Genomic DNA, 25,216 nt, shown 5'->3' on the forward strand with positions numbered 1-25,216 from the left:
GGCGAGAACTCGAAGCTGACCTTCGACCTGCAACACTTCCGGCGCACAGTTGAGATCGTCCGTGAACTGATGTCGCCATTCGATCTCCGCCAGACGGGTGGGGTCGAGCTTTGGAACGTGCTGCACGCGTTCGGACGGTACCGCCCCGAGAACGACCGTTCGTCTCGGTGGCCGCAGGTCGCCGCCGCCGCGGAGGTAATGCGCGAGGAGCCGTTCCCGGACGAACTCCCGGAGCGCCCCAGTTCCGACGAGCCTCGGCTGGACGCACTTCTCGAGGAGACGTGGCAGCTCACGACCACGGTGCTGCACGACGCCCGCACGGTCTTCGGCCGACGTGCGGCCATCTACGGGGATCGTGACCAGCTGCCTGCGGTGCCGAGCGGGTTTCCCTTGGACGATCTCCGCGTGGTCATCAGCGACAACTGGTTCTCCTCCCTGCTGCAGGCGATGGCCCGCGCCATGGACGCCGACGTCGGACCGGAACTGGCGGATGTCCTCGAGGAAGCGCTGGCACCGCTGCGCAACGCCGACCCTGATCGCCGCAGCGCCCAGCGTCGTCTGGAGGAACTGCTATCCCTGCCTCTGTGGAAACACCGATATGACCTTTACTCAAACTGGGTGACCACCCGGCTGGTCGCGGCGCTCGAGGACGCAGGACCGGTGATCCACTCGGCCCAGGGTCGGATCGAGTTCCTGTTCAGCGGCACCCACCTGGCTACCTTCGACGAGCTCCGTCCGCGCGCTCACCTCTGGTGCGAGTACCGGACCCCGCTCGCCGATCCCGTCGGAGAGCGCAAAGGGAACATCCAGCCCGACATCGCGCTGCGGCAGGACCCGATCACGGCGGACCTGGTTCCTCTAGTCGTCGAGTGCAAGCAATACGCCAAAGCCGACAGCAGGTCCTTCGCCGCTGCGTTGACCGACTACGCGCACGGGCATCCCGCGGCGCGCGTCGTCCTCGTGAACTATGGGCCCGGAAGGGAGAAGACGATCGTCGACAAGGTGGCCGACGACGTCCAGGATCGGACGGCTTTCATCCCCTTCTTCCGGCCGGGGAGCTCCGACGCGCTGCACCTCTTCTGCAGAGAGGTACGCACTGCCGTCGCTCTGCCCACGTTGACGGATGACCTGGCCGAAACCGAGCGCGATGGCGCGGGCACCGTCACCCTCACGTGGAGTTCCGCGCCGAGCGACCTCGACCTCCATTTGCTGATCGGCAACCCGCCGCGCTGGACCATCGACTACCAAGACTTCGGCAGCCTGGACGCCGAGCCTTTCGCACAACTGGAGGGCGACATCCAATCGCCGGGCAGTGGTGAGGTGATCCGCATCGGCAAGTGGTTGGAGACCGAGTACCTAGTGGAGGTCGTCAACTACTCCCGCGAGGACGTACTGGCCAATGCCATGCCCAATGTGGGGGTCACCGTGGATGGGCGACTGCACAGGTTCACCTGCCCACAGGACGTGCCGCCCGACCGATGGCAGGTCTGTCGGATCGACGGCCGCACCGGTGAGGTCACTGGCCCCTGACGTCCAACGGAATGGGGAACGCTCGTGGGCAAGAACGTCGTGATGTGCCTGGATGGGACGAACAACAAGATCCGGGCAGCGGGAAACACGAATGTCGTACGGCTCTTCGACCTCCTCGACCCGACCCGGCAGGTGGCCTATTACAACTCCGGTGTCGGGACGTTCAGCTCGCCTGCTGCCTGGACTCCGGTCGCACGCAGCGTGTTCCGGCTGGCCGGCCTGGCCTTCGGCGCGGGCCTCCGGCAAAGCCTCGCGGGGGCACGGCCTCATGGCGGACCGTGCCCTCGCCGGCCTGGGCCTGGGTGCGCTCATGCTGGGCTGGGCGGCCAAGACCGGCCGCAACCAGGGGTCCAAGGTCTGCCGGCTCGACGGTGCCGAGACCAACAGCGCACTGCGGTCCTTCTACCGGCAGCAGAGGTTTCGTGAGGTGGGTAGGCACTACTTCCAGGTGCTACTTCCAGGACTTGTTCAGCGTGACCCCGTTCGAGAACACGATCTGACGCGCTGGGATAGGGACTGACGAGGTTCTGGTGGTTGTGGCTGTACACGGTGGGTACGTCACCGGGGCGCTGGTTACGGATCGAGAGTCTGTGGCCACCGGCAGGCCCGGAATCCAGGATGTTCATTGACATAGCGCGAGTCCCTGCTGCTGATAGAAGCTGGCAGGGTCGAGGGCTTGGCCTCCTCCTTCGACCTGGAAGTGCAGGTGCGAGCCTGTGGTTTCGCCGCGGTTGCCGACTTCCGCAATCGCCTGCCCTGGCTGCACGCGCTGTCCTGTGTGGACATTGTTGTGGTTGTTGTGGCCGTAGATGGGATAGGACGGGTCGGGGCGGTAAAACCCGCACCCTGCGCACTGGAACCGGATCGGGCACGCCTGCCCGCCGGCCTTGACGTTGGACGGTTCGATGCAGTTGCCGAATGGCACCGCCACCGTCTTCACCTCGTACGCCGATGCCGAATCCGCCGCCGGGGTGCGGGTGCCGGTGCGGTCGTGCACATAGCGGATCATGATCTTGATGGCGTCGCGTTTCCGTTCCGGGCTAACGGTGTAGTAGCCCTGCGTGACTTTCAGGTCTCTGTGATCCATAAGCTCTTTGAGGACCTCGACGGCCACTCCGGCATCGACGTGCCGTTGCGCGTAGGAATGCCGCAGCGAGTACGGGATGATCAGCGACCGGTCGAACGGCAGCGGGGTGCCGTCCGGGCCGGGCAGGTCACTGTGCAGCACCGGAATCGCCTCGGCCCAGCCCTTGAACGCGCGCACCAGCCGGTTGGTGCTCAGATGCCCCGGCCCTGCGGTCTCACCCCAGGCGGGAAACAGCCACGGCTGAGTGGAGGCGGGGAGGTCCAGGCGTGCGCGGTAGTCCTGCCACCGCTGGATGACCCCGGCGGTGGGCGTGGTGATCGGCAGGCGTCGGCGGTGGCGTTTCTTCTTGTGGTTGTCGTAGATCAGGAAGTACTCGCCATCGAGGACTTCCAGGCAGTCCACGATCAGAGAAACAACCTCGCCTGGGCGGCGTCCGGTGTCGCGCAGGATCTCGTAGGCGGCACGGAACATGGTCTGCGTGGCCGCGGTGGACCAGGCACGGCCGTAGGTTCGGTCAGTGCCCAGAAGGTGCAGGTTCTGATCAAGTTGGGCGATCACCGTTTCCGGCAACGCCCTACCGATTTCGTCCTCGTTGGCCTCCTCCCGTCCGATCGTCTGCGAGGAATGCCTGCTGAACGCACTCGGCAGCTCGGCCAGCAGCGCGGTCTTGCGGCCGAGTTCGAGTACGGCGTGAAACCGCGCCCACAACCCGCGCCGGTAGCGGGCCTCATAAACCCGCCCGGTCCGCCGACGTGCGTTTTTGATCGCCTGGAACACCGTTTCCATGTCGGCGTACCGCAGCTCGCGTGGCTCGTGACCGCCGCCTGGTCGGTCGGCGGGCCAACGCCTGCGAGGCCACCGTGCAGGATTGCATCGTGCGAGAGAGCTCTCCCGGGTCAGTGGGGCGGAAGGTCCGTACCCACTCCTTGGCGGCTTCCCGCAGCCAGCGTTGGCTGATCGGGGTGAAATCAAGCGTGGCTGCGCTTGACGTAGGCGTCGTGCGCGTTCGCGGTCACGCGACCCGAGAAGAACGGCTGGCTGTCGAGGATCTTCTCTCGGAAAAGATGAGCAGGAACCTTGGTCCCGACTATGAGCCGACCGAGCGGGGGGCGGGCGATCACGACGCTATTGGTGCGTTTCTGCTGCGCTGGCCGATCGAGCACGCGTAAGACCGGCGGGGTCGGTCACGCCGTTGGTGGCAGCGTGCGTTCTGTTCCTCGTGACCAGGTAAACCGTGTCGTCGTGGCGTGGATGATCTGTGTGGAGGCTGTGCCGTCGCCGTAGGGCGATGGCAGCTCAGCGAGCCGGGCGTGGACCACGGCGAGGTCGGTGAGCCACTTGTTGGTAATGGTGCTGATTTCCGGGCCTGGTTGCAGGCGTGTGCCGAAGGTGCCTTCGATTTCGGGGCGTTCGTTGCTGCGGCGGATGACCATGATGGGACGTTTGAGGACGGTTGCTTCTTCTTGGATGCCACCGGAGTCGGAGATGACCACGGCCGCGTGTTGGATCAGGGTCAGCAGCGCGGTGTAGTCGAGGGGCCCGGTGAGCCGAAGGTCCCGAGCTAGATCACCGAGCCTGGCCTGCATGATCTGGCGCTGGGTTCGAGGATGCAGTGGGAGAACCACCGGCACAGGTAATGCGGCGAGTTCGCTCAGGATGGCTGCCAGTGCTGCCGGGTCGTCGGCGTTTTCGGGTCTGTGGACGGTTGCGAGCACGAACGGCTCGGCGCCGAGACCAAGTTGCTGGAGGAAGTCGACTTGGTTTTCGGTGCTGGGAAGGGCGCTGTGGACGGCTTCGACGATGGTGTTGCCGGTGACCGCGATACGATCGGGTGGGATTCGTTCGGCGTGAAGGTTGTTGTGTGCCAAGGGTGTGGGTGCGCAGCAGAGGTCGGCGAGGTGGTCGATGAGGACTCGGTTGTGTTCCTCGGGCATGGTGCGGTCGAAGCTGCGTAGTCCGGCTTCGACATGGACCAGCGGTGTGCCGGTGGCGTTGGCGGCGAGGGCTCCGGCAAGGGCCGAGGTGGTGTCGCCTTGCACGATAACCGCGTCGGGCTGGTGTTCGCGAAGTAACTGGTCCAGTGCACTGGTCATGGACCCGAGTTGATGGCCTCGTGCCGCATCGCGCTGGGTGTCGAGCACGAGGTGCGGGGCGAGGTGGCCGATCATGCCAGCGGTGTGGTGCTGTCCGGTGTGGATGACGAACGCGTCCGGGCCAAGCAGTTCGGCAACGGGCGCGAGCTTGATGGCTTCAGGGCGGGTGCCCACCACGATCGCAATACGCATGACATCTTCCCAGATGGGCTACCAGAACAGATGAGCGCGTTCGCCCGCGCAGTAGCGGCGGGCGGCGACGAACAGGCGTAGGTAGAGCTGGTCGAGGCCGAGGTAGTTGGGCACGAGCTCGCCACGGGACAGGGTGCCTTCGGTGTAGGTCAGGCCGTGGTCGCTGCGGGTGGCGAAGCGACTCGGGACAGATTCCACGCTGCCGTCGGCGAGAGCGATGGCGTCGTCGAGGTCGAGCTCGACAAGTCCGGAGACTTCGGCGTCCGAGAGCGGGATGGCGTCCAGGTCGACGTCGAGGGGCAGCAGGTGCCAGTGCTGGAATTCGCGTTCGATGTAATCCGGGGCGAGGGTGACGGCGGTCTGGCGCAGGCCGATGGGGTGTAGCTCGCTGTAGGCGACCGGAAGACCGAGTTCTTCGTGGACTTCACGGATCCCGTCGGGGACGGTTTCGCCTGCGTGATAGTGGCCACCGACGGTGATGTCGGCGTAGTCGGGACGATCGAAGGAATAGCGGCCCGGGGCCTTCTTCTGCAGCAGCACTCGACGGGCACTGGGATTGATGGCGAGCGCGGAGAAGGCGCGGTGCCAGAGCCCTCGGCGGTGGGCTTGTTTCTTGCTCTCGGTGCCGACGTGTTCATAGCGGTCGTTGAAGATGTCGATCAGTGTCACTAGTGCAGGTCTCCTGTTGCGGCGGGTTCGGGGGTATTGAGATTCCAGTAGGCGTGCAGGGCGTCGAGGTAGCGGCGTGGGTCGCCGACGGTGACCCAGTGTGCCGCGATCCGGTGCACGGCGACGCGGGCCTCGGCGGCGAGCTGGCCCACGGCGATGCCGAGGTCGACTTCCCCTCGGGCCAGCTCGGTAGGCCGGAGCAGATCGAGGATGGAGGGGCGCAGGATCAGACGAGAGACCACCCCGAGGGGTTCGTCCACCGTCTCAGGATCGGGCCGTTGGCGAATCGCGGTCACCCGCTGGCCCTGTTCGGGGTCGGTGTCGATGATGCCGAACGAACGGGTGTCGTTCGGATCGATGCGCTGAGCGGCGACGATCGCCTCCGTCTCGGGCCGCATCTGCTCGCGCATGGCCGCGAGGTTGCCACCGCGCGGCTGTTCACCGAGCAGAATGTCGTCGCCGAACGCGACGGCGAACGCCTCGCAGGTTGCGAGGCGATCTCGCAGCGTGAGCAGCGGCGTGGCATTGCCGTAGCCGTGGCTGAGATCTTCCTCGACAGTGTCGACCGGTAGCCCGTCGGCACGCAGGCCGCGAACGTGTGCCGGGATGATGCGGTCCCCAGGGCGGGTCACGACGATGACCTCCGAGGCGCCAGCGGCCAGGCACTCGACGATCACGTACTCGACCGCGGGTATATGGCCCAGCGGCAGCATTTCCTTCGGCACGGTACTGGAGAACGGTTGGAAGCGGGTCGCCGCTCCAGCTGCGGTGACGATGGCCGGAAACGCCGTTGTGGTCATCGAGGATGCCTCTCGATGTCGAGGACGGTCTTGTCGAGTTCATCCAGCGGGTTGCGGATACCGAATCTGATTTCGAAGCACGGGATGTGGGCCGCGAGATGGTGCGTGAGCTGGTGTGCTCGGCGGTGGAGCTCGGGCTCGGGTCTGCCGCGTGGGACCAGCCAGGGTTGCTGCCAGAACTCGTCGTGCGGGGTGAAGCAGCTGGCGCGCAGCACCTGCTGGGTTTCACCTGGTGGCAGTGCGCGGATTCGCGGAGGCTCGGCGCTGTCGGACAGGCGAGGCACGAGGATGGTCCGCAACCACGAACCGGGCGCCAGGGAAGCGCCGAGGGCGGTGGCGTACTCGCGGGCACTGAACTCCGCCTTCTCCGTCGCACCAAATGTTCTGGGCAACTCGCTGATGGTCCGTTGTGGACGAGACAACCCGGGTACCGCATTGGCGAGCTCGGGCACGGCATCGAGGGTGCCTCGGGCGATGGGCACAGGCAGCGGAACCGCAACGAGGCGCCCGTGTCGGTCGAGGATGAGCCGATCATTGGACAGCAAGGCACCGCGGGTAGAGCGAAGCAGGCAGGTCAGCACAGTGGTCTTGCCCGCGGAGCGAGGGCCGCAGATCATCACGCCATGCCCGCCGAGGTCGGCCCCGGCCGCGTGGAAGACGATGCCGCCGTGGTCTTCGTAGGTGCGCAGCATGGCTTCGCGCATCAAGCGCAGCGGGTACCCATGCGGTTTGCGGACGCCGTGGTGCAGGTACAACTCGATGTGCCTCTCGTGCACGCGGACCGCGAATGCGCGGGCTTGATGTTCCACACCATCCGCGGCCACGGCGTAGCAGCGCATCCCGGAAGGCATGCGGGTCTCAAGTAGGACCACGCCGGGAATGGGCTCGATGCGCCTGGCGATCGGTGGATTGGTGACCTGCCAGACGACCTCGTGACACTGCGCGTCGTCGGGATACACGGCCAGGTGGAAGGTGCCTAAATCCCGGTCGCCGACGCGACCAGGCAAGTACTGGGCCAAGTAGTCGCGCTGGTCCTCTGCCCATGCCGCGGGCGCGGTGATCGTGAACGCCAGGTCTCCGGCGTGGGAGGTCCATATCTCGTAGGGCTGTGGCGTCATCACCACTCCCGGATGCGTCGTGCGACTTGGTCGATACGCAGTCGCCGCCCAGCCTCGTCAAGTTGCCGGAAGCCCAAGACCGAAGTGAGCGCGAAGAAGTCCTGCACCTCCTCGACAGCTGCCTCACCCATGGCTGCGCGCACCGCGAGGCCGCGTCGGGCACGGAACCACGCCGCGGGGAAGCCCTCGTCGGCGATGTTGGTCGGGAATTCGTACGAGAAGGGGAGAAGTTCTTGTGCGGCAGATGGATCCGCCGTGCGCAAGAGCGTCCGCAGGGCGTAGCCGACGAGGGCATCGAGAATGACCGGCGTGTCGAAGCACAGCGCGCCGAACAATTCGTCGAACAAGCTCTCCGGTGCGGGGCGCAGACTCGGGATCAGCGGCGGTAACACGTCGACCAGGACCAGCTGGTCATCTTCCAGGCAGAAGTTCGCGAGGTTGGTGTCGATCCGAGCGTCGGTACCGTCGAGGTCACGGACCCAGCGGCCGATCTGCGCGATGGCGGCAGCGAACGTGGCGGGATCGGTCTCGTTGGGGGCATCCAGCAGAGTCGGACCCGCCACCCAGCGGTGCCGGACGGTCAGCGGCTCGGCGGCGACCAGCCGCAGGCAGCTGGGCAGCCGCACGTGGGCGGACCGCAGGACATGGAGGTAGCACTGCATTCCTGCGGCGCCGGTTGTGGTCATGGCCGTGACGAATCTGTTCCCGGCGGGATGGCGTCCGTTCAGGCGCTTGGTGACGTGATCGCCGTCGCGGCGATGGGTGCTGAACTCGCCCAGGTGGTGGCTCACGAGGCGCCCCCTCGCTGGTCGAGGAAGGAGTCGGCGTCGGCGACCATCGACCGGAACTCACCGATGAGATCGAGCCCGAGTTGGTCCGCGAGCACGTCGCACGCGGCGATGACCGCAGCCGACGCCTCCGGCAGAGACGGTGGCCTGCCCTCGGGCCGATGCCGGTAGTGATGTTCCACCAACGCGGCCTCCGACAGGCTGCCCGCGGCCACCAGCAGCCGCAGAAACGCCTCCACCTCGTTACGCGCCTGCGGGTGCCCGGTTGCTTCTGCGGGCTCCGAATGTGCCAGGACATTGATACTCAAGGCAGCGAGGACGACGTCGGCCAGCTCGTCACCGACGTTGGTAATCGACCGTTGCGGATCTTCCCAGGCGGAGACGTCGGCCCCGTGCTGCCGGAGCAGACACAACGCCAAGTGTCCGACTTGGACAGACAGTTCGGCTGCCGCCGTGCTGGGGTCCCATTCTTGGAATGCGGTTGTGGCGAACCGCTGACGCAGGCGGCGGACGTCGGCAAGCACTTCGTGCAGGCGGTCGCTGAGCAGGGTGCGATTCATCCCACGATCACGGGCGTGGCCCCAGCGGTACCGCTGCTCCAATACGCGTCAGCGTCATCCCGCACCACACGCACCCGAACACCCAAGTCCTGCGTCAACGCAGCAGCGAGGTTCGTGTCGACCACTGCGTCAATGACCAGTTCGCGACCATCCTCGGCCAGCGTGAACGGCGCCTCGCCGAGAGCCCGCCGGGCCAAGGCCGCACGTACATCAGCCGCGGTGGGTGGAATGCGTTCGGCGTCGGCGACGGTGCATCGCTCACGTTGGGCAATCGGACAGTAATTCCGCATCCGGCACACCTGGCTGCCGAACACGCCGAAGAAATCGGGTCGTCCGAGGACATAGGCCAGGGCACAGGAGTTCGTATGAAACAGCGGATAGCCGGGATGCCGCTGCCACGTGCGGTGAATGAACTCCCAGAACCCACGCGGATACACACCTTCCGCCTCGATCACCCCTGCCGTGGTTGCCAACTCGGGCCACACCTGCGCCAGGCGAGCGAGCGCGCCCTTCTCCACCTTCAAACCGGCTGCGACGGTGCAGCGGGCGTAGCGCGCCGCATGGCCGAGCACGATCCGCATCCTCTCCAGGTCAGCGGATTCCGGGAATGCGGGACGCCAGTAGTGCACGATCGGAATCCCCGCCTCAGCCAACCGTGGGAAGTTCTCCGCGATTGCGTCGTGACGGATGCCCCGCTCGATATCCCGCCCTAGCCCCGAGTAGCTCAGGTACACCAACACAGTCACACCTCGATGCCGAGCGGCGTTAATGACCTCGATCGTCTCGTCCGGAACATGGCACTTCGTGATCAAGACAACCGGGTTGCGCACCTGCTGTCGAACCAGTTCCTCCAGCAGGTCGGCCAGGTGAGCACGTGAGGCGGGCAAGGCCATCACGTCCGTCCACGTGTACAAGGCCACCGGACGCAGCGGCCCGTAGAACGAGGAGTTCACCAGCAACTCCACCGACTCTTCGGCCGACACCAAATGCTTCGGCGGCACAGCGGCTTGGCCGCGCTCATTGAGAAAGCAATACGTGCACTTCTTCGGGCAACCCTGCACCGGATTGACCGCGATCCACGTCGCGTGCTGATCGACAACCGGAGTCCACATTCTTGGCTCAACAGCACCAGAATCGGATGCTCGACGTCCGGACGATGCGTGGTCAGCCATCGCTTGTCCCCTCCCACGTTGGCCGTGCGGAGGAAAGCTACGAGCCCTACTAGCGAGTAACTCGAGCTGTCAGTCCGGGTGGCCCAGCAGGCAGGAATCAGCTCACAGGTACCGACAGCTTCTCGGCTAAGCGAGCTGCTTCCTTGGCGGTGGTGCGACCGGCTCGCTGGACAACCTCGCGCAGGATGCTGTGCGCCAGGGGCCGGTAGGCGACGTCCTCGGGTGCCTCACGCTCGGCGCTGTTCAGGAGAACCAACGCACTGCCATAATCCTTGCGCTGCTGATAGGACCGCGCCTGTTCAAGCAGGAACGCGACGCGGCGCTCGATCGACGGAGATCGCTCATGCTCGATCTCTTCCGCCAGGTGGCACGCTTGGCTGGTCTCGCCCGCTTCGACCTCGATGCTCACCGCGTGCATCGCGACGTTGGTCGGGCCGAACGCGGTCCACAAGGTGTTGCACTCACCGGTCTTCCACGCCACCGGCATCACCGAGCGGACGCGATCCCGAGCTGTCCACATGTCCCGCCGACGCGCGGCAGCGACGCCTGCGACAAGAATCAGCGAGCCGTACACGGCGGCAGCATCTGGGCCGGAATGATCCCGTAGCTCGTGCGCCGCGTTCATCGCGATATCTTCGGCCACCTCATGGTGGCGCTCCGCCAACGCAACGTGGGCCAGGTTCCACCGCGCCGCACCAACCCGCAAGGAATCATCGCTTACCTCGGCCGCCCGCAACCCCCGGTCCGCGGCGAGAAGCGCCAGGTCCACGCGGCCCGTGCGCTTCGCGACAGTGCGCGTGAGCCCGTAGAGATCGGCCGCCGCCCGGTGTGCCTCGCATCCGGTGCCAGTGGCGTCCGCGGTGTGCAGGGAACGCTCGACTTCCACGATGAGATTCCCGAGGAGGCCGCTGACCTGGCTATATCGGGTCGGAGAAGACTGCCACAACCGCCACGCTTCGTTGATTTGATTGCGAAGATCGGCCAACGGCAGCGGTTCTCCCTCAGCCGCTGGCCGTAGCGTCATCGCCCGGTGCAACTCCTCGCCCGCAGCACGACTCTGTCGCGGCACAACCTCCTGCGATTGCGTATTGATCAGGGATGCGGGCGGGACATCGAGTGCATCAGCGATGGCGACCAGGACCGGCACGGTGGGCAGCTTCTTGCCGCGCTCGATCTGGTACAGGTAATCGGTGGTGATTCCAGCGAGGCCAGCGACCACGTTCTGGGTTTTCTTCGCCGCGAGCCGGTGAAACCGGACCCGCTCACCCACGTCCAGCGCCAGTTGATCAACCATCGCTCGCCGCCCCAGCCAGAATGGGTCTGCGGGGTTGATGCTACGGCATCGATCACCTGCGACACTGGCATTTATGGCAGCCGACCGCCAGACGCGCTTGGTGCTCTGGGACATCGACCACACCCTGATCGAAACACGCGGAGTGGGACGCGAGATCTACGAACGCGTGTTTCCCAAGGTGACCGGCCAACCCCTGCGCGAACTCGCCGCCGTGCACGGCCGCACCGAGCTCGACATCATCCACAACACGCTGCAACTACACGACCTCGAACCCACCGAGCGGACCGTCAACCAGCTCGCCGCCGCGCTCGCCGACGGCTACCGCGACGCGCTCAACGAACTCACGACACGAGGCCAAGTGTTGCCGGGCGTGTGGGAAGCACTCGATGCCCTCGCAGGCGAGTCTGGGATTCACCAGAGCGTGCTGACCGGCAACACGAGGGACGTTGCCCGCATCAAAGTCGAAGCCTTCGGACTCGACCGCTACCTCGACCTGTCCATCGGCGCGTACGGCGACGACCACCGCGACCGGTCCGAACTCGTCGGTATCGCCCGCAAACGCGCAGCACAGCAACTCGGCAGAACGATCCCGGCAGCACAAGTGGTCCTCATCGGAGACACGCCCAGCGACGTAGAGGCCGCACTCATCGCGGGCAGCCAGATCATCGCCGTCGCCACCGGCAAGTACACCGTCGACGACCTACGCGCCGCCGGCGCGGCAACGACCTTCGACCGCCCCACCGACGTTCAGCAACTGTGGCGAGCCATAACACGCTGACAACCGTCCGACTGAGTCGAGGAGGTAGGCAGGCGCCGTAGCGCGACGGGCGCAGCAGGTCCTCAACCCGTTCGGCGCGGGCGTAGCGCTTGACGTGTTCAGCGCCCAGCCCAGCCACCGCGCGCTGCAGCAGCCCTACCCTTGGTCGAGGAGCTCGTGGACAGCGGCGAACTGCTCGGCCGAACTGCTCGAGCGCGCGGCCAGCGCCGAGTCTGTCGGGCGAGGCATGGTGTTCCAGCAGGCAGCGTGGGCGACGACGCACTTCTCCGCTGCTGCGGCCAGGTTGTGCCAACACTACACACCCGACCAGGTCCTGCTGGCCTACCGTGATCCTCACAGCCGCTACGTGCTGGTCGTGCACATGAGTTTCGACGACGAGTGGAGCGTGGCGGAATGGCCCGCTTCCCTGCAGGTCACCGACACCTGGACCGACAAAACCGTCATCGCCGGCGACCACGACGGCGGCACCACCACAACCCTGCTCGCCCTCACCCCCACCGACGACGGCCGGATGCAGGTCGACCCCGTCCCGCTCCCGGCCCGCAGCGACGCCCGCGACGCCTTCGCCTACGGCTACGGCGGCGGCACCCCCGGCACCACCTACCAGGCGCTGTTGCGAACCACCCCCGGCAACGACAGCAACCCCGCCCGCGTCGCCAGCCTGGCCCGCGAACGCGACACCGACGGCAACCCCGTCAGCCAACTCTGGGCCGCCCTGTCCACCACCAAGGGACCGCTGCGCTTGTCCTGGCCCCAACTACAGCTGTGGGCCAAGTCCGGCAGAATACACATGGCGGCAAACGCGCACCCCGCTGAGACCCCGAACAGGCCCTGACTTCACGACGCGCAGGCCCGCGCCTCGGCGACGCGCGGGCCTGCGCGTCGTTGATCGAGTGTGTGCCCGTCGCACGGGAAGGGCGATGCTGCGGTGTATCTCGCTGTGCTCTACCAGCGCCAGCACCGCGACGACCTCGCAGCGGCTGGTGGACGATCGCCAAGGACGAGGGGGTCAGCGAGCGACCTGTTCGAGGTGGACCGGCTCGGACGACGGAACAGTCCCCTCGCTGACCTGCGGATCTTGGCTTGGCGCCAACGGCTGTACCGCTGCTCACCCCGGAACCATCCCCGCATGCGCGGGGCCGACCCCTCCTGCTCCTCGGTCGCCGCCAGCAGGGCGGAAACATCCCCGCATGCGCGGGGCCGACCTGATGATCGGACGGCAGCCTCGGCTTGCCTCGGAAACATCCCCGCATGCGCGGGGCCGACCGTACCGCCGTCCTGGCCGGGAGCCTTCTTCAGGAAACATCCCCGCATGCGCGGGGCCGACGCTTGTTGACCTGGGGTGTTATTGGCGTGGGCGGGCTGAGAGGATTAGTCCGTCGTAGTCGACTGGGCGCCATCGGTCGCGTCCTGCGGTGCGGACTGCCCAGCCTTGTTCGTTGTTGGCGGGTTCGACGAGTACTGCTTGGCCGTCGCCGATCCGGCTGGACAGGAGCTCCCAGAGGCGGTCTCGTACGCGTCGGTTGGGGTTGCCGACGAATACTCCGGCGTTGACTTCGACCATCCAGCGGGTGAGGTGGCCGCGGAGTCCTTCGGGTGCGGCGATGAGGACGATGACGGTCATTCCGGCTCCGAAATTGGGTTGTCGAATTCCGGGCCGATGATTGAGATGTGTTGTTCTCCCGTGTCTGGTTGTGTGGCTGGGTATTGGGGTTCGTCGGTGGGGTCGGCGTAGACGGCGTAGTTCACGCCGCCCGGTACCGCATCGTGCCGTTCGTCCCAGAGATCGTTGGCTTCTGTCTCACCGTCACCGCCGGATTCGCCGGCCTCGAGGAGTGCTTTGACATCGCGGACAATCCGGGCGAGTAGGCGGTCCTCGGTGATGCGTTCGCGCAGGCCTATTCGCGCGTCTCGTTCGTCGTTGAGTCCTGCTGCGGCGAGGTCGAAGGCGAGCGGGATGGTGTACTCGGCTTTGTACAGGTCGGCGATGTCCATGACGAACGACGTGGCTGCGCCGGTGTGGACGAAGCCGAGCCCTGGGCTGGCTCCGAGCCCGGCGATAACGGCATGGCAGATTCCGTAGAGGGCGGCGTTTGCGGCCGAGAGCAGTCGGTTGAGGTCGTCGCCGGCGGCGAAGGCGTCGCCGGGGCGATATTCGCGGCCGTTCCATGTGATGCCGGTGCGGCGGGAGTGCTCGTGGTAGAGCTGGCGGATGCGGGCGCCTTCACGGCCGCGGAGTTGTTGCATGGTCAGGCCCGAGACGTCTTCGCCGGGAAAACGCATGCCATACATGGCTCGTGCCACGGCCAGGCGTTCCTTGGTGCGGCTGACCAGCCAGGCTTGTCGTTGCAGGAGCGCTGTTCCGCGACTGGGGCCGACGCCGGCGGCGTACATGCGGACGCCGTGATCACCGACCCAGCAGACCGCGGTGCCGGAGTCGGCGAGCAGGCGAATCGCTGCGTGCGTCACGCGGGTGCCGGGGCCGAGCAGCATGACCGTGATCATTGCTGCGGGGACCCGGACCGTCTCGCGCTTGTTGATGACGACGACGGCGTTGTCGTTGCGGTCGAGGTGGCTGCGTTCGACGTAGATGCTGGAGACGCGGTCCACCAGCCGGTGCAGGTCGTGCGGGTCGGCTTTCCACCAGGGCGTGGTCATGGTCATCGACCGCCCGGATCGGGGTGTTCTCCGGGCAGTGGTGCCAGGGTGAGCAGGCCGCAGCCATATGCCTTGGAAGGGCCGATTCCGGCGGTGAGTTGGTGAGTCAGCTGCTGGGGGTCTGTGACACGGAGTCGGCCTTCGAAGGTGGCGGTGTGCAGCACCACGGGTGGTTTGTTGCGGTTCTTGCTGAAGGAGTGTCGGTTTCGGGCTGTGATCCGGACTTCGTGCGCGGGCCCCGGTTCCTGCCGTTCGCCTATCGCATTGATGGTTACTGGGGTGATCCCCGGGGCGGCGGTGTCGGTGCGAGATTCAGGGATGTCGAAGCCCCAGCGGGCGGTTCGTTCGAGGAACCACTTGAGTTGCGCGGCGGCGGTGCGGTGCCCGATGCGGTGGGAACGGGTGTCACCGCGGGCGGTGCGCGCGGCCTGGTTCGGGGTGGGTTTGTCGGGTGTGGAGGTGTTCTGGACCGGGCTGGCGGTGAGCCGGAATGCGAATTCCCGGCCGTGGGCGATCTGGGCGAGCAGTGGGGTGTAGTCGCGGACGGCGGCGTGTTCGCCGTCGGCGTCGGGCCAGCCCGCTTGCTCGATGATGTGCGTCCAGTCGGGTTTGGAACGGGTGAGGACGAACAGCACGGGCCGTCGGGGATTGTCGGAATCCAGGCGCCACAGAATGCGTTCGTCGGTGGGCTTCTCGGCGATTCCGCCGAGGACGGCACCGTGCAGTTTCCGCGGGTTGGCCAGCAGCGATCGGCTGGCGGCACGCAGCGGATTAATGCGGATGCGGGACAAATACGTCACGGGAAATCACCAGCCCAGTAGGGCGAAGGGGTCGTGGCCGCTGTCGTCGGCGTCGTGTCGGTTGCGGTCAGCGGTGTCGGGGTCAGGGGCGGGAAGTCCGGTGGGCACGGTCACCCAGGTGTGGCGGATCCGGCGGCCGATGAAAGTGCGCCGGTGTGGGTCGAAGGATTGTGGGACGTCGTTGAGGATGTCGTCTCCGTGGTCGGGGTCTTCCAGCGTGGCCGACAGGTCGATCCGGTGACTGGTGCTGCAGCGGCGGTCGTAGGCGCGCCGCGTGGTGTCGGTTGCCCGCCAGGGTTCGGCGGCGAGGACGTCGTGGAGTGTGCCCTCGCGCAGGCCCAGACAAATCGGCTGTGTGGGCACGCAGGAGCGTCGGCCCAGCGCTAGGGGGAAGGCGGGGTGGCGTACCGCGTCGTCGAGGGTTTCCAGCAGGGCCTGGGGGCCGGCGGCGGCGGCGAGGAACACGGCGTCCTGCAGGTAGAAGCGGGTGGTGACGTGGGTGTGTTTGGGTGGGGAGGTCAGCTTCTGCACTCCCTTGCTGGACACCCCGGCCTGCGGCAACGCGCGCCCGCGGTAGTCGCTGACGGTGTGATAGTCGCGCAGCAGCGTGCCGGGCTGGTCGACCCGAACGCCCAACTGCAGTTCCGCTAGGTCGTCGACAGGGTCTTCACGGGCACGGCCGCTGGCGGCGGCCAGCAGCCCGATGACCCCGGACTTGGTGGGCTCGGGCCGGGTATCGCGGCGGTTGAAGGAACTGCGATCGCCCCAGGACTGCAACGGCCCGGCCAGGCGAAGTAGCAGGACAGCATCCTCGGGATGGGCCATCAGTTGTTCTCCCCAGTGCCGACAAGGTGCTCACGCAAGTCTGCGACGAGCTGGGGGAAGGAGCGGGTCTGTCCGAAGGCGCCGGTCAGCGCGGAGGTCGTGGCCTCATCGTCGGCGTCAAGGGTGCAGCACAGGCCGGTGAAGGCGGGCGCATCGCCCCAGACGGCGATCGCGGTGGTCTGCTCCCGGGCCAGCCTGCGTGCGGAGGTCGCGGCGATGCCGCTGTCCGCGCGGCTACCGGTGCCTGCGGTAACGGGGTTTTCGAAGGCGGACACGAGGTTGACGGGCTGGTCGTCGCGGACCACGACCGCCACCAGGTGCGGAAGGGTGCGGTGCGCGAAGGAGTTGGTGTAGCCCGAGGGCATCGAGCGGGCGAAGCAGGAAAGGAACAACTCCACAGCCTGCAGCGCGGTGTTACGGTCCCCGCCGAGGTTGTCCTGCAGTTGGTGCAGGCCGATGGTGGCGAACCGGTAGAGCGTTGCGGAGTTGAATCCGATGGTGCCGATCATGCCGGCACCGGTTTTCCCCTCGGGGTTCTCGTCGTCGACGGCGGTGTAGTAGTCGAATTCCAATTCCGTGGCGTGGGTCGACACCGCGTGGGCGACCTGGGTGGCGGCATCGACCTTGAGGGTGGGGATCTCGGCGACCATGCGCCCGAACAACGCCACGTCCACCGGGTGCCCAGTGTCGAAGGCATCCTTAACCGGCAAATCCTTGACCGCCTCGGCCAGTGCCGTGTCGTCGAGGGCGATGAGTTCCTCGGCTCGCTCTTGGACCAGCTCGGCGACGGCGGCGAGCTGGCGGCGCCCGTAGAACAGTAGATACGCGGTGTCGCCGGCTTTTTTGCCCGCCTTGATGTCCAGCACCTTGAGAACTGCATCGGCCAGGCGTGCCGCCGCCTCGCCGTCGAGCGTGGTCCGTTCCCGCAGCAGATCCGTGAGACCGGCGGCGATCCTTTTCGTGCGGGTGCCCAAGTCCTGCTCGTCGATGTCCTGCTTGGCGAACGCCAGCCGGGTCGCCCGCTTCCACGCCTGCGACGACACGCGCGAACGCCGGACACCACCGAAATAGGCTTCCTTCGGGTTCCCCTGGTCGTCGCGGTTCAGATTGGCCGGGGGCACGGTCTGCAGGATGTGCACGTCGATATAGCGGCGCTGGGACATCAGTGATCTCCGTGATTCGGTTCGGCGGCAGCAGGCTGCCGCTTGGGTCAACTCGTCGTTGTCGTGCGAGAAAAGCCGTGGTTTCAGGACTTCTGGGCGCCGGGCTCGTCGCTTTCAGAGACGTGCTGGGGTTTCCACACGTAATAGCCCAGACCCCACCGGCTGCGAACCCGCCGCCGGGCATCGGGGTAGTGCCAGTCGTGGATGTCGGCCATCAAGCGGTCGTAGTCCACCGGCTGGTGCACCGCGCGCAGCTGCTCGATCAAGCCACGCAGCCGGTGCAGCATCGCCACCACGCTGGTGGCCGTCGCCGCGGCCGCCACCTTCACGTCCAGCGCCGTTGCACTGAATTTCCCGTCGTCGCGCAACGCATTCAGCGCCTGCCCGAAGGTCGTGTCGCGGCGGTGCATGGGGTCGGATTGGGCCTGTTGGTGCAAGCCGAACAGGGCCAAGGTGGCGTGTTCGGCGGCTTGCTCGGCCGAGACCTCGCCGCGCAGCGCGGCTTGATCGTCGACCGGGCAGGTGTAGAAAGGCCACAGCGCGGGCACCGACCCGGCGGGGCGGCCCAGGCCCGCCCGCATCGCCGCCAGGTCTTCCCCCGGTGGGATCAGCGGCTGGTCCGTGAGGGGGTCACGTCGCCAGGTGCCCTTGGCGCTCACCCGCCGGTTCCAGTACCGCTGCTGGTGTGTGGTGTTCATCGACGTCATAACCAGTGTCGGTCCTTATTTTGATCCAAGAAGGGTCGCCGAGCTCACGCCTGCCGCGTGTGGGCGCGGGTGAGGATCTGCCGGAGTCTGCGGCGGAAGTCGCCTTCGGCGGTGCTTTGCCGGTAGGTACGTTCCCGCTCGCCTTGCGTGATCGTGCGCCCGGTGAAGGTGGTGGGTGCGGCGGTGGCGATCACGCGTTCGCTCACCCGCACGGTGATCTGTTTCGCGGTCTGCTCCCACGCCTGCACACCCCGTTCGAGCAGATCGAAGTCGTCTCCCACGGACCGAAGCCCGACCAGCACGCGCCGCATCACCGGGTCCAGGGCGTGCAGAACGAGTTCGCCGGGGCGGTGTCCCTTGTCCCAGGGGATCGGCTCCGCCCCTGCCGCGCGACGCAGGTCGGCGGAGAGATTGTTGACGGCCTGCGCGAGATCCTCGGCTTGCGAGGCGATGCCCAGCAGCGCACCCGGCACCAGCGAGTCAGCATCCAATGCGGTCAACGGAAGCGGGATGAAGTCGAAGTAGACGTCTTCGAAGGTGGCTGACTGGGTGCCGTAGAACATGCCGAGCAACTCGATCTGCACGGGGTAGTTCGAGGCGATCAGCTCCCGGCGCGCCCGCAGTTCGTTGATCAGCACGCTGGTGGCGAAACTCGCTCGGGTGTCGCGTGCGGCCCGGTCTTGACGGTCGGTGGCCAGCAAAGCATCCAGACCTCGCCAGGCGGCTTTGCCTTGCTGGTGGCGACGCGGCCTCCGAGGCAGGGCGGGGCCGCTTTTCCCGCCGGGTTTACCCGCAGAGGTGAGAGTCCACGCGGTGTGGGGCTCGACATCCGGGATCGCGGTGAGCCGGTCGCCGGCGGCCAGCACGACCCGCGTCACCAGCGGCCCACCCTCGGCGGGCTCTGGAATCAGCCGGATCCGCCGTGATTGCCACGTCCACACATCCAGCAGCCCCGTGGCTTCCCTGGTCCGCCACGACGGGCCCGCCACGGACAACGCCTCGCTGGTCTCAGGCGTGCGGCGTTCCCACTGCGGCAGGTCATCGGACCGCAACGGTGGCCCCGAGGGCACGTTGAGCAGCAGCGTGTCGAACAGCGTGCGTCCCATCGGGACGATCACTCCGCACTGCCCCAACGCGCCCGTGGGGTTGCCGGTGGTTTTTCCCGCTTTCACGTTCGGGTCTCCCACCACGCCGGTCTTAATGGCCGCGGTGTCCCAGCAGTGCGCGTGCAGCAACCACCGCGCCGCCTGCGCTGGGGTCAGCTCCAGCGGGTCAGCGTCGCTGCGGGAGGCGAACAACGGCACGTTGTTGCCTGTGGCGGCCGTGGCCACCAGCACGGCGGATCCCTTCGTTTCGTCCTTGGCCGTGCGCAGCCCAGCCACCTGCCCGAACGGATCGTGCGGGTGGAACAGGTCGAACCGCTCATGCTGAGCGTCGAGGTAACGGTTGAGGTCGTCGCGCTGCGTGGGCGTGAATTGCCCGGCCTGAAACCACTGCGCCCATGCTCGGGTGTTCTCCGGGCGGCCCAGTGCGCGCAGCACGACCGGCAGCAGCACCTGCCGCAGCAGCGCCGGTTTCTGCGTTGGTAGATCCACGACAAGATCGTCGAACAGGTGCGCCTCACACAGCGCCTGCCGAAGCGACACGTCCACCGGTGTCCCACCACCCACGGGACGCACGACCAGCCACGGCTGGTCAATCAGATTGAACGACACCAGCACCCCCAGACACCGCCACGGTCTCCTTCCTGCGTCCTTCCTTGTCAACGGTGGTCGACATAGGTTTCCTGTGCTATCCCTGGTTTTCTTCCACCAGGCCGAGCTCGGTGTCATAGCGCACCACAGCATCGCCCAGCCTCGTTGTGCGCTGCCGGTCCAGCTCCAGTGCGAGGCTGTAGCGCAGCCATGGATGCCCGTGCCAACCCGGCAGCACACGGCATTCCCGCACCGCCGCCGGCGAAAGCTTCACCGGGAGGCGGACGGTGGCGCCCAGCACCTCGTCCACCAATGCCTCCGGCACCTCCCCGTTCGGGCCCAACGCCCGGCCCGCCAACGTGCGGTACCGGTCGCCGTCGGCGACGACGAGGATCACCTCGACGCCACGATCACCGTCGCGGACGACCGCTTCCATCAACGACTCGCTGTCCCCACCGGACGCGCCGTCGGCATGCAGACCCGCCAGCGTGGGGACTTCGTGTTCCCCGCGCCGTGTCAAGAGAAACGGCGCCGCGGCCGCCGCCCGAGCCGTCTGTTCCTGTTCCCAGCCAGCGCGGGCTTTCGCCTCGGCCTCCGCCCAACCGGCTGGCACCGCCGCCTGGCTGGAATACACCCGGTCCACCAACTCGGGAACCACGCTGGGAATACGCCAACCCGCCTCGCGGGCGCGCGCGACCTCCGCCGCGGTCCGCAGCAGCACACAGCGGCCGTAAATCTTCTCGCTGGCATACAACAACCGGGGTGGCTGGTCGCCGGTGTCGTCGAACCCGGTCACTACCACACACGGGGACTCCACTAAGGACGGACGTCGGGTGCCGACGTGGCGGTGCAACCGGCCGATCCGCTGCAGCAGCAGGTCGATCGGAGCCAGGTCGGTGACTAGAAGGTCGGCGTCCACATCGAAGGACTGCTCGGCCAACTGGGTGGCCACCAGAATCAACCGGGACGGACGCGGCGGCGGCGTGACCTCGCCGACGCTCGGTGGCGGCCCCAACAACGTAAGGCAGTTCTCCGTGCGATCGGCGCGCTCCTGCACGGTCAACCGCCCGTGCAACAACCGCACGTCCTTACCGAAACGGCTCCGCAACTGCTCGAACGTGGATTGCGCACGGGCCACGGTGTTGCGGATCACCAACGCGCACCCACCATCGACAAGCCGTCGCTCCAGCAACTCGGCGACCGCGCGATCACCGGCGTCCTGCGCCGCGCGCCGCTGCTCGTCACTGGAGCGTGCACCGGGCATCGGCTCGGCCACCACCTCCACCCGCACCCGCACATCCGGCCGCCACGCCGCCGATTCCCCCGTGGCGAACCGTGGTGTAGTGCCGTCGGCCGCCATCCACGCGGCGGTGACCCGCGGATAGCCGGCAGGTTCAGGAGGAGTAGGAAACTCGGCTTCCTCTTTCGACGCGGCCCCCAGCAGGTAGGCATCAATGAATTCGCGGCGCTGTGCGGGCGGCAACGTCGCCGACAGCAGCACCACCGGCACCCGCGCCTGGCCCAGCCACCGCAGTCCTTCACACAGGAACTGCGACATGTAGACGTCGGCGGCATGGACCTCATCGAGGATGACGACCTTGCCCGCTAGCCCCGCCATCCGCAGCATCACATGCTTGGTACGGGTCGCGGCAAACAACAACTGGTCGATCGTGCCGACCACGAACGGACACAGCAAACCCCGCTTCGAACCCAAAAACCACTGCGCCGGGGCGTGCCGCTCCGACACCGTGTCCACCGGAGCCTGTGACACCGCCACAAGACCGTCGTCATCGTCCCCGCCGCACATGCCGTACTCGTCCACCCCACCGAACCGGCGATCCAACACCCCATCTGCACCCAGCAACGACGTCCACTCCTTGTTGAACATCCGCTTGCCGTGCAACAACGCCACCCGCGACGCCAGCCCCGCATCGATACCGTCTGCCCAGGCCCGCACCTGGCTGAACATCGGATCACTGGTCGCCTGCGTGGGCATCCCGACGAACACCCCATCCGCGCCGAAACGGGCCGCCAGCACCTCCGCGGCCACCAACGCCGCATTCGTCTTGCCCTCCCCCATCGGAGCCTCGACCACCAGCAGCCCCGGCTCGTCCATCTCCCGCGCCGCATCCATCACCATCACCTGCGACGCCCGCGGCGGACGCCCGAACCTGGCCTCGAACACATCCCGCTGAGGGTCGGCCAACGTTCCCCACCCGCCACGCAACCCCAACTCGGCCCACGCCCGCCCAGCCCGCCCCCGGGCCGCCTCCATGCTGACCTTCCCCAGATCATCCACCCCGACGAAGTGCTCTTCGTCGCTGGCGATCCAGTCCGCCATCACCACCAATCCGCTCAGATGCAACTGCGCTGCCCGCGACGGTGCTGAAACCGGTTCCACCGCCCGCAGATCAGCGAACCCCAGTGCCTGGGTAAACCAGCGGATCACCTCCCGCTGCGCCTGCGGCCACTGGTCCGTCCCCCGCAGCTGCCGCTGCGCGCGCTGGGGCTCAGCCAACTGCCCCTCGGCCGGAAACAGCCCGTGATGCCCCGCCACCAGCGGCCATACCCAGTCCACTTGCTCCGGCCGCCAACCCGCCTCGGCCAGCACCGACCGCAGCAGAAACCCACCCGCTCGGTCATGCCGCCACCGGTACTTCGCAGCCGTCACCTCGTGCCAGGGCAGCCCCGCGTCCCGAACAGCACGCGCGCCTTCCGGCCACAAACGTTGATGAGCCGGGGTCGCCTTGCCGCAGTCATGCACACCGCACAACCACGCGAACAGCGCCCGACCCCGCCCCGGACCACCGGCCACCTCGTCCAGCCAACTCCGCGTCGACGGCGCCAGAAAGTGATCCCACAACAGCTCGGCCACCGCCGCCGTATCCAGCAAATGCGACACCAACAGATTCGTACAACCCCCGGCCTTCTCCTTCGACTTCCCCCACAACACCCCCAACCATCGGAGAACGTCCAGATCAAAACCCTTCACACACCCCCCTCGACGGCATCCGTCACCAACAAGGCACGAACCGTAGCGGTCCCCGCCGACAACACCGCCGAAGCACACGGACAGGGCGCCGCTACCCGAGATCAGCCCGCTGACGCGCGGACTGTCAGCGCTCCCCCCGCACACAGCGTGAGCGCCCGCGCAAGAGCATCACGATCCGACACAAGCTGGTCCCGCTCCCGCCGCAAACGCACCAACTCTGCCCGCTCGCCAGGATTCAACCCCCCGGACCGCACCGACCCACGATCCCGAACCACCCAGTTCGCCAACGTCCGCTCGGACACATCAAGATCCCTCGCGACCTGCACACGAGCAGCGCGCTCCAACTCACGAACCATCCGCACCGAACGGACACGAATCTCCGCGTCGTAACGCCTCGCCATCCCCAGACCCTTTCTCTTGATCAGCTTCGAGGCGCGCACGTACGCGACACACCAACACCCGTCAAGCATTTCGCGAACTTGCTTTGTCTTGACATAACTAGTTTCTCGACGCGATGGACGCAATGCTTGAATGCAGCAGGTTGGCCCCGCTGAACACCAACACGGCGGGGATGGCTCCTAGCTGTGTCTAGCCAACAGCCATAACCTGAACATCGGCCCCGCACCGCGGGGAAGGCCCGCAGGGCTAACACCCTGCGGGCCGTTTCACCCACCTACACAACCGCACGCAACAGACTGACGCTTGCCCCACACCATCCTCGACAACTCAACACACTCCAAAACCGCCAATGCCCTGCCAACAAACCCTCCGACCACGTCACCAACCAAACGAAAACCACACCCACCACAGCTAAAATCGCTCGTCAACAAGCGTCGGCCCCGCGCACGCGGGGATGGTTCCAGGGCATCCATGCCTGCATTGCGTTTGCGTTCGGTCGGCCCCGCGCAGGCGGGGATGGTGGCCGCAGCGGATCGCCCTCGACCTGCACGGCCTCTTCGGCCCCGCGCAGGCAGGGATGGTTCGGAACAGGATCAACAGGCTGCGTGGGAGCGGTAGTCGGCCTCGCGCTCGCGGGGATAGTTCCTCGGCCAGGGTCTCGACCGGGATCGACACGACGTCGGCCCCGTGCAGCGGGGATGGTTCCGCCATGGCCATGATCTCGTCGTTGGTATGCCCATCGCCTCGGTCTCCGCCGACGAAGTGGTTCATTCGGATGGCCTATCAAGGCGGGGAAGCCTTCAATCGAATGAACAACGAACGGTAGAGAACGCGGGGCTGCCGCACGTCTTTTTGGTGTCGTCGCCTCGGTTGCCAGATCGCAGTACTCAAGAAGGAATAGTCGGGGCGAGCGGGCCCGAGCCCAGCACCACGCGCATTGTTTCGCATTGGCCCAGGCCCTCACATGCTCGCGGCCTGGCATAACGACGGGTAGTTCAAGGGATGGCCACGCCCCAGATGTCAACGATGTCAACGGCAGCTGGATCATGACCACTTGTCGGCATCTGAATGTTGACCCCCCTGTGCCTGGTGGGGTTGATGTTTATTCTTCGGTTGTGCCGGCGGTAGGGACGCGGCCGAGGTCGCGGTCCTTGAGCCGGTAGCTGTCGCCTTTGAGGGCGATGACCTCGGCGTGGTGGACGAGGCGGTCGATCATGGCGGCGGCCACGACGTCGTCGCCGAATACCTCGCCCCAGCGGCCGAAGACTTTGTTGCTGGTGACGATCAAGCTCGCCCGTTCGTAGCGGGAGGAGACCAGTTGGAAGAACAGGTTCGCGGCTTCAGGCTCGAACGGGATGTAGCCGACCTCGTCGACCACGAGCAGTGGGACGCGGCCCAGCTTCACAAGTTCTTGCTGCAGGCGACCGGCGTGGTGGGCGTCGGCGAGGCGGGCGACCCACTCGGAAGCGGTCGCGAACGCGACCCGGTGCCCGGCCTGGCAGGCCCGCATAGCCAGGCCGATCGCCAGATGTGTTTTGCCGGTTCCCGGCGGCCCGAGAAATACCACATTCTCTTTGGCGGCAACGAAATCCAGAGTGCCGAGGTGGGCGATGACGTCGCGTTTGAGTCCACGGGCGTGATCGAAGTCGAACTCTTCCAGTGATTTGCGGGCCGGGAAACGGGCGGCACGGATGCGGCCCTCACCGCCGTGGGACTCGCGTGCGGACACCTCACGTTGCAGGCAGGCGACGAGGAACTCCTCGTGCGTCCAGGATTCCGCCCGGGCTCGCTCGGCGAGCCGGTCGACCGATTCCCGCAGGGTGGGTGCCTTCAACGCGCGGGTCAAAAACGCGATCTCACTGGTGAGGTCCCGAGTGGTTTTCTTCGCGGTGGTAGC

24 protein-coding genes are annotated in these 25,216 nt (G+C 66.6%); 5 read left to right on the forward strand and 19 right to left on the reverse strand.

Annotation, left to right across the window (positions count from 1 at the left end; genetic code table 11):
- Positions 1-117: 117 nt before the first annotated feature.
- On the forward strand, positions 118-1,530 hold the full coding sequence (locus MOQ72_RS32380) for a hypothetical protein (protein WP_242189560.1): 1,413 nt from the start codon (positions 118-120) through the stop codon (positions 1,528-1,530).
- Positions 1,531-1,572: 42 nt separating this feature from the next.
- Positions 1,573-1,956 carry a phospholipase effector Tle1 domain-containing protein gene (locus MOQ72_RS45780; protein ID WP_372495599.1) on the forward strand — a complete coding sequence of 128 codons (384 nt, stop codon included), beginning with the start codon at positions 1,573-1,575 and terminating at the stop codon, positions 1,954-1,956.
- Between the two features lie 196 nt (positions 1,957-2,152).
- Here MOQ72_RS45780 and MOQ72_RS32385 read toward each other — a convergent pair whose 3' ends face one another.
- Entirely contained in the window at positions 2,153-3,403 is a 1,251-nt protein-coding gene (locus MOQ72_RS32385) for a tyrosine-type recombinase/integrase (protein ID WP_242189561.1), read from the reverse strand.
- A gap of 188 nt (positions 3,404-3,591) precedes the next feature.
- Here MOQ72_RS32385 and MOQ72_RS32390 point away from each other — a divergent pair, with 188 nt between their 5' ends.
- On the forward strand, positions 3,592-3,786 hold the full coding sequence (locus tag MOQ72_RS32390; protein ID WP_242189562.1) for a hypothetical protein: 195 nt from the start codon (positions 3,592-3,594) through the stop codon (positions 3,784-3,786).
- A gap of 15 nt (positions 3,787-3,801) precedes the next feature.
- Here MOQ72_RS32390 and wecB read toward each other — a convergent pair whose 3' ends face one another.
- The 8 genes from wecB to MOQ72_RS32430 all read right to left on the reverse strand — a co-directional run bounded on the left by wecB (position 3,802) and on the right by MOQ72_RS32430 (position 11,303).
- On the reverse strand, positions 3,802-4,902 hold the full coding sequence (gene wecB, locus MOQ72_RS32395; RefSeq protein WP_242189563.1) for a non-hydrolyzing UDP-N-acetylglucosamine 2-epimerase: 1,101 nt from the start codon (positions 4,900-4,902) through the stop codon (positions 3,802-3,804).
- Between the two features lie 18 nt (positions 4,903-4,920).
- On the reverse strand, positions 4,921-5,571 hold the full coding sequence (locus tag MOQ72_RS32400; RefSeq protein WP_242189564.1) for an NUDIX hydrolase: 651 nt from the start codon (positions 5,569-5,571) through the stop codon (positions 4,921-4,923).
- Entirely contained in the window at positions 5,571-6,371 is an 801-nt protein-coding gene (locus MOQ72_RS32405; RefSeq protein WP_242189565.1) for a sugar phosphate nucleotidyltransferase, read from the reverse strand. Before MOQ72_RS32405 ends, MOQ72_RS32400 begins: the two co-directional genes overlap by 1 nt.
- Positions 6,368-7,489, reverse strand: a complete 1,122-nt coding sequence (locus MOQ72_RS32410; RefSeq protein ID WP_242189566.1) for a phosphoenolpyruvate carboxykinase (ATP) — start codon at positions 7,487-7,489, stop codon at positions 6,368-6,370. The genes MOQ72_RS32405 and MOQ72_RS32410 overlap by 4 nt, the downstream gene beginning before the upstream one ends.
- Positions 7,489-8,280 (reverse strand): hypothetical protein, encoded by a 792-nt coding sequence (locus tag MOQ72_RS32415; RefSeq protein WP_242189567.1) that lies wholly within the window; start codon positions 8,278-8,280, stop codon positions 7,489-7,491. The genes MOQ72_RS32410 and MOQ72_RS32415 overlap by 1 nt, the downstream gene beginning before the upstream one ends.
- Positions 8,277-8,837, reverse strand: a complete 561-nt coding sequence (locus MOQ72_RS32420) for a hypothetical protein (protein ID WP_242189568.1) — start codon at positions 8,835-8,837, stop codon at positions 8,277-8,279. Before MOQ72_RS32420 ends, MOQ72_RS32415 begins: the two co-directional genes overlap by 4 nt.
- Positions 8,834-10,009, reverse strand: coding sequence for a radical SAM family protein (locus MOQ72_RS32425; RefSeq protein WP_242189569.1), 1,176 nt, complete (start codon positions 10,007-10,009; stop codon positions 8,834-8,836). The genes MOQ72_RS32420 and MOQ72_RS32425 overlap by 4 nt, the downstream gene beginning before the upstream one ends.
- Positions 10,010-10,106: 97 nt before the next feature.
- Positions 10,107-11,303, reverse strand: a complete 1,197-nt coding sequence (locus tag MOQ72_RS32430; protein WP_242189570.1) for a helix-turn-helix domain-containing protein — start codon at positions 11,301-11,303, stop codon at positions 10,107-10,109.
- Positions 11,304-11,376: 73 nt separating this feature from the next.
- Here MOQ72_RS32430 and MOQ72_RS32435 point away from each other — a divergent pair, with 73 nt between their 5' ends.
- Both MOQ72_RS32435 and MOQ72_RS32440 read left to right on the forward strand, forming a co-directional pair.
- On the forward strand, positions 11,377-12,081 hold the full coding sequence (locus MOQ72_RS32435; protein ID WP_242189571.1) for an HAD family hydrolase: 705 nt from the start codon (positions 11,377-11,379) through the stop codon (positions 12,079-12,081).
- 94 nt (positions 12,082-12,175) lie between these two features.
- Positions 12,176-12,916 (forward strand): hypothetical protein, encoded by a 741-nt coding sequence (locus MOQ72_RS32440; RefSeq protein WP_242189572.1) that lies wholly within the window; start codon positions 12,176-12,178, stop codon positions 12,914-12,916.
- Positions 12,917-13,426: 510 nt separating this feature from the next.
- Here MOQ72_RS32440 and cas2e read toward each other — a convergent pair.
- The 10 genes from cas2e to istB form a co-directional block, all read right to left on the reverse strand.
- Positions 13,427-13,705, reverse strand: coding sequence for a type I-E CRISPR-associated endoribonuclease Cas2e (cas2e, locus tag MOQ72_RS32445; protein WP_242189573.1), 279 nt, complete (start codon positions 13,703-13,705; stop codon positions 13,427-13,429).
- Complete coding sequence (cas1e, locus tag MOQ72_RS32450; protein ID WP_242189574.1) at positions 13,702-14,745, reverse strand: type I-E CRISPR-associated endonuclease Cas1e; 1,044 nt, start codon at positions 14,743-14,745, stop codon at positions 13,702-13,704. The genes cas2e and cas1e overlap by 4 nt, the downstream gene beginning before the upstream one ends.
- Positions 14,742-15,539 (reverse strand): type I-E CRISPR-associated protein Cas6/Cse3/CasE, encoded by a 798-nt coding sequence (cas6e, locus tag MOQ72_RS32455; RefSeq protein ID WP_242189575.1) that lies wholly within the window; start codon positions 15,537-15,539, stop codon positions 14,742-14,744. Before cas6e ends, cas1e begins: the two co-directional genes overlap by 4 nt.
- A 6-nt stretch (positions 15,540-15,545) precedes the next feature.
- Positions 15,546-16,364, reverse strand: a complete 819-nt coding sequence (gene cas5e / locus MOQ72_RS32460) for a type I-E CRISPR-associated protein Cas5/CasD (RefSeq protein ID WP_242189576.1) — start codon at positions 16,362-16,364, stop codon at positions 15,546-15,548.
- The gene (gene cas7e, locus MOQ72_RS32465) at positions 16,364-17,527 is read right to left on the reverse strand and encodes a type I-E CRISPR-associated protein Cas7/Cse4/CasC (protein WP_242189577.1); all 1,164 of its coding nucleotides are present in this window, start codon (positions 17,525-17,527) and stop codon (positions 16,364-16,366) included. The genes cas5e and cas7e overlap by 1 nt, the downstream gene beginning before the upstream one ends.
- An 83-nt stretch (positions 17,528-17,610) precedes the next feature.
- Positions 17,611-18,225, reverse strand: a complete 615-nt coding sequence (casB, locus tag MOQ72_RS32470) for a type I-E CRISPR-associated protein Cse2/CasB (RefSeq protein ID WP_242189578.1) — start codon at positions 18,223-18,225, stop codon at positions 17,611-17,613.
- 53 nt (positions 18,226-18,278) lie between these two features.
- Positions 18,279-19,949, reverse strand: coding sequence for a type I-E CRISPR-associated protein Cse1/CasA (casA, locus tag MOQ72_RS32475; protein WP_242189579.1), 1,671 nt, complete (start codon positions 19,947-19,949; stop codon positions 18,279-18,281).
- Positions 19,950-20,025: 76 nt separating this feature from the next.
- Entirely contained in the window at positions 20,026-22,920 is a 2,895-nt protein-coding gene (gene cas3 / locus MOQ72_RS32480; protein WP_308198013.1) for a CRISPR-associated helicase Cas3', read from the reverse strand.
- Positions 22,921-23,021: 101 nt separating this feature from the next.
- Positions 23,022-23,390, reverse strand: a complete 369-nt coding sequence (locus MOQ72_RS45785) for a transposase (RefSeq protein WP_372495598.1) — start codon at positions 23,388-23,390, stop codon at positions 23,022-23,024.
- Between the two features lie 1,031 nt (positions 23,391-24,421).
- Positions 24,422-25,216, reverse strand: a 795-nt coding sequence (gene istB / locus MOQ72_RS32485; protein ID WP_242189581.1) for an IS21-like element helper ATPase IstB, incomplete at its 5' end; no start/stop codon positions are given.

It is taken from the genome of Saccharopolyspora soli, from assembly GCF_022678645.1.
GTDB classification, from domain to species: Bacteria; Actinomycetota; Actinomycetes; order Mycobacteriales; family Pseudonocardiaceae; genus Saccharopolyspora; species Saccharopolyspora soli.

Coding starts and splice junctions, on each gene's coding strand:
- MOQ72_RS45780 (WP_372495599.1), top strand. CDS start 1,573: ATGTGCCTGGATGGGACGAACAACAAGATCCGGGCAGCGGGAAACACG.
- cas7e (WP_242189577.1), bottom strand. CDS start 17,527: ATGTCCCAGCGCCGCTATATCGACGTGCACATCCTGCAGACCGTGCCC.
- casB (WP_242189578.1), bottom strand. CDS start 18,225: ATGAACACCACACACCAGCAGCGGTACTGGAACCGGCGGGTGAGCGCC.
- MOQ72_RS45785 (WP_372495598.1), bottom strand. CDS start 23,390: ATGCTTGACGGGTGTTGGTGTGTCGCGTACGTGCGCGCCTCGAAGCTG.
- MOQ72_RS32385 (WP_242189561.1), bottom strand. CDS start 3,403: ATGGAAACGGTGTTCCAGGCGATCAAAAACGCACGTCGGCGGACCGGG.
- MOQ72_RS32420 (WP_242189568.1), bottom strand. CDS start 8,837: ATGAATCGCACCCTGCTCAGCGACCGCCTGCACGAAGTGCTTGCCGAC.
- cas5e (WP_242189576.1), bottom strand. CDS start 16,364: ATGGCCCATCCCGAGGATGCTGTCCTGCTACTTCGCCTGGCCGGGCCG.
- MOQ72_RS32435 (WP_242189571.1), top strand. CDS start 11,377: ATGGCAGCCGACCGCCAGACGCGCTTGGTGCTCTGGGACATCGACCAC.
- cas1e (WP_242189574.1), bottom strand. CDS start 14,745: ATGACCATGACCACGCCCTGGTGGAAAGCCGACCCGCACGACCTGCAC.
- cas2e (WP_242189573.1), bottom strand. CDS start 13,705: ATGACCGTCATCGTCCTCATCGCCGCACCCGAAGGACTCCGCGGCCAC.
- MOQ72_RS32430 (WP_242189570.1), bottom strand. CDS start 11,303: ATGGTTGATCAACTGGCGCTGGACGTGGGTGAGCGGGTCCGGTTTCAC.
- MOQ72_RS32425 (WP_242189569.1), bottom strand. CDS start 10,009: ATGGCTGACCACGCATCGTCCGGACGTCGAGCATCCGATTCTGGTGCT.
- MOQ72_RS32405 (WP_242189565.1), bottom strand. CDS start 6,371: ATGACCACAACGGCGTTTCCGGCCATCGTCACCGCAGCTGGAGCGGCG.
- MOQ72_RS32410 (WP_242189566.1), bottom strand. CDS start 7,489: ATGACGCCACAGCCCTACGAGATATGGACCTCCCACGCCGGAGACCTG.
- wecB (WP_242189563.1), bottom strand. CDS start 4,902: ATGCGTATTGCGATCGTGGTGGGCACCCGCCCTGAAGCCATCAAGCTC.